This window comes from Pseudomonas sp. P7548 (assembly GCF_013386585.1).
Taxonomy (GTDB): domain Bacteria; phylum Pseudomonadota; class Gammaproteobacteria; order Pseudomonadales; family Pseudomonadaceae; genus Aquipseudomonas.
Genome location: NZ_JACARO010000135.1, coordinates 1 through 3,363, shown reverse-complemented (window position 1 = coordinate 3,363; position 3,363 = coordinate 1). Strand labels below are relative to the sequence as shown.

Here is a 3,363-nt window from a genome sequence, read left to right as displayed (position 1 = left end):
GCTGCATGCGTTCGGCAGCGCGGCGTTCGGCTTCCAGCTGGCGCTGGCGTTCCACGGCGATGGCGCCCAGGTGGATGATCATGCCGAGGAACACCCGGTCTTCTTCGGACACGTCCATCAAGGTGCGGGAAATCACGCTGAGCACCATGGGCCGGCCGTCGAAGTCCGTGCAATTCATCGGCATCACCATCACCGTGCGGTAGTCGCGCTCCACCGATTCGCGGCGATAGCCCGGGTACTCGCAATCACGCACATCACGGATAAACACCGGTTCGTTGCGCTGTAACGCAGTCATCACCGGGCTGGAGGACAGCTCCCAACTGTCCACCAGCGGGCGCTGCACGAGAGTGGGGTCGTGACGGGCGATCACATGGCCGAACCCCGCCTCCATGTCGATGGCCATGATCGAACTCATGGTCCAGTGGGTGTGGCGGCAGCTGGCGTACACCAGCTGGTGCAGCATCGACTGCAAGTCGCCGCCGGAGTTGATCTGGCTGGCCACGTCGCGCAGCGACAGTATCTGCATTTCTCGATTCAAGGCGCTCACCTGAACGGGTGGAACATGGCAGCCAAGGTGCCTGCCCGGCCCGCCTGATACTTGCTCCACTTCGTAGCAATGTCTACTGCTTTTATGCGCTGAAACGACGGAGGACGGGTTTTGCCTTTGCCCATAGCCTTGGGTCAAACCAACAGCCACAAGGGCGACACCTCATCATGAATCTGGACAATCTGGGCGTCAGGAAATACTGCACCTTCATCGAAGAAACCTTTATCGAAGGGGGCAAGGACGCCGGCAAACCCATCACGCTGATCGTGGTGGCCGCCATCTTGAAAAACCCCTGGGCCGGCCAGGGCTTCGTCGAAAACCTGCGCCCCGAGATCCTGCGCCTGGCCCCCGGCCTGGGCCACGAAATGACCCGCCGCCTGATTGCGCTGATGCCGGGAGGCAAAGTCGAAGCATTTGGCAAGGCCGCCGCCGTAGGCGTCAACGGTGAGATCGAGCACGCCTCGGGCCTGATCCACACCCTGCGCTTTGGNNGCCCTGCTCGCCTTGCCGATGGTGCACAAGAGCGAAACCGGCAAGCGCTCGCACTTCCTCACCGCCAACTTCCAGGTGGCTGATGCCCCGGGGCCGGATGAGGTGCTGATCGCCATTGGTGCGTCCGACGGCTCCCGTGCTCACCCGCGCATTGCCGACCGTTATCAGGACATGGCGGAGATGGAAGCCGAGCAGCCCAGGGACTGAGCCCTGCGCTGAAACCGCGCAAAACTTTCCAGGGTTTTACCCGTGATCGTCGCAAGCCTGGGGTAAGAACCGCCCGTAGGCTTGCTTGACACCCCAACAACAGGAGCACTCCGATGCCGAGTACCGACAACGTTGCAGCCGTCGACCCGGGCGCCTTGCGCCAGGCCTTCGGCACCTTTGTGACCGGCGTGACCGTGATCACCACCCATGACGCCGACGGTAACCCTCGGGGCATGACCGCCAACTCGTTTACCTCGGTTTCCCTCGACCCGCCGCTGCTGCTGGTGTGCGTCGGGAAATCCGCCGCCAGCCATGGCGCGTTTGCGGCCAGCGAACACTTTGCCGTCAACCTGCTGCATGAAGGGCAAGTGGATGTCTCCGGCACCTTCGCCTCCAAGTCGCCGGACAAATTCCACACCGTCAACCACGACACCGTGCACACCGGTGCGCCCATCCTCACCGACAGCCTGACCTGGTTCGACTGCAGCGTGCACCAGCGCATCGACGCCGGCGACCACCTGGTGCTGATCGGCCAGGTGCGCGCCTTCGGCACCAGCCCCAAGTTNNTCCAGGACCCGCTGCCGGCCAGCTGGCTGGACTCGCACAAGATGATCATCGGCTACCTGATCGAAACCGATGGCGCAATTCTGTTCCGCGCCGACGGCCAGGGCGGCTGGACCCTGCCCGTGGCGGGCAAGCGCAAGGGCTTTATCGATGCCGGCAGCAGCGCTTTGCCGGTGGAACTGGAATCGACCTTCTTGTATTCGGTGTTCGACGTGGATGACACCGACCCGGGCTTCCTGATCTACCGCGCCCAGCTTGGCGCGTTGGCCGCCGAACTGCCCGACACCCTGCGCTTCTTCCCGCTGGACGACCTGCCCATCGACCTGATGCCGGTCAACGAACTGCGCTCGGTGGTGCGGCGCTACGCCCGCGAACGCGAGAACCAGCAATTCGGCATCTACACCGGCTCCGCCGCCAGCGGGCGCATCGCGATGCTCGAAAACGCCCCGCTTTGAACCGCACACACAGGACACTTGCATGAAAACCACGGTCAGCGCCCTTGAGGGCAATCGTCTCAACCTGTTTATCGACGGCCGCTTCGTCGAGCCGGCCAGCGGCACCTATGTCGACAGCTTCGACCCCACCACCGGCCAGGCCTGGTACCAGTTCGCCCAGGGCGACGCCAGCGATGTCGCTCGCGCGGTGGCATCGGCCAAGCGCGCCTTCCACGACCCGCAGTGGCGCGACATCACGCCCACCGCACGGGGCAAGCTGCTCTATCGCCTGGCGCAACTGGTGGCCGAACACGCCGAGGAACTGGCCCTGCTGGAAACCCGCGACAACGGCAAGCTGCTGCGCGAGATGAGCGCGCAAATGAGCGCCCTGCCCGACGCCTACACCTACTTCGCCGGCATGGCCGACAAGCTGCAAGGCGAGGTGATCCCGGTCAACAAGCTCAATCAGCTCAACTACAGCAGCCGCGAGCCCCTGGGCGTGGTCGGCATGATCACCCCGTGGAACTCGCCGCTGATGCTGCTCACTGGCACCCTGGCGCCGTGCCTGGCGATCGGCAATACCGTGGTGATCAAGCCGTCGGAACACGCCAGCGCCTCGACCCTGGCCCTGGCCGAATTGATCATCCAGGCGGGCTTTCCGGCCGGCGTGGTCAACGTGGTGACCGGCAACGGCGCGATCACCGGCGACGCCTTGACGCGCCACCCGGACATTGCCAAGTACGTGTTTACCGGCAGCACCGACACCGGCCGCCGCATTGCCGGCAACGCGGCGAACAACCTGGTGCCGTGCCAGATGGAATTGGGCGGCAAATCACCTCACGTGGTGTTTGCCGACGTCGACATCGAGAAAGCCGTCAACGGCGTGGTCTCGGGGATTTTCGCCGCAGCCGGGCAAAGCTGCGTGGCCGGTTCGCGTTGTTTTGTCGAGGCGTCGATCTACGACCAGTTTGTGGAAGCACTGGTGGCGCGCACGCAAAAAATCACCGTGGGCCATCCGATGGAAGCCAATACCGATATCGGCCCCTTGGCGTTGCAAGCCCAACTGCAAAAGATTGAGGGCTATATCGCCAGCGGCCTGCAGCAAGGCGCCCAGGCCGC

At 63.9% G+C, this 3,363-nt stretch carries 3 protein-coding genes and 1 pseudogene; 3 read left to right on the top strand and 1 reads right to left on the bottom strand.

Annotation, left to right across the window (positions count from 1 at the left end; all coding sequences use genetic code 11):
* Positions 1-538 (bottom strand): GAF domain-containing protein (locus tag HX803_RS31395; protein WP_256732984.1); only part of this gene is annotated, 538 nt, incomplete at its 3' end.
* A 176-nt stretch (positions 539-714) separates the two neighbouring features.
* Between HX803_RS31395 and HX803_RS31390 the strand changes: the two are divergent.
* The 3 genes and pseudogenes from HX803_RS31390 to HX803_RS31380 all read left to right on the top strand — a co-directional run.
* Positions 715-1,246, top strand: a pseudogene (locus tag HX803_RS31390) (amino acid synthesis family protein).
* 113 nt (positions 1,247-1,359) lie between these two features.
* Positions 1,360-2,265 (top strand): flavin reductase family protein, encoded by a 906-nt coding sequence (locus tag HX803_RS31385; RefSeq protein ID WP_178925965.1) that lies wholly within the window; start codon positions 1,360-1,362, stop codon positions 2,263-2,265.
* A gap of 22 nt (positions 2,266-2,287) precedes the next feature.
* On the top strand, positions 2,288-3,363 hold a 1,076-nt coding region (locus HX803_RS31380), incomplete at its 3' end, for an aldehyde dehydrogenase family protein (protein WP_178925964.1).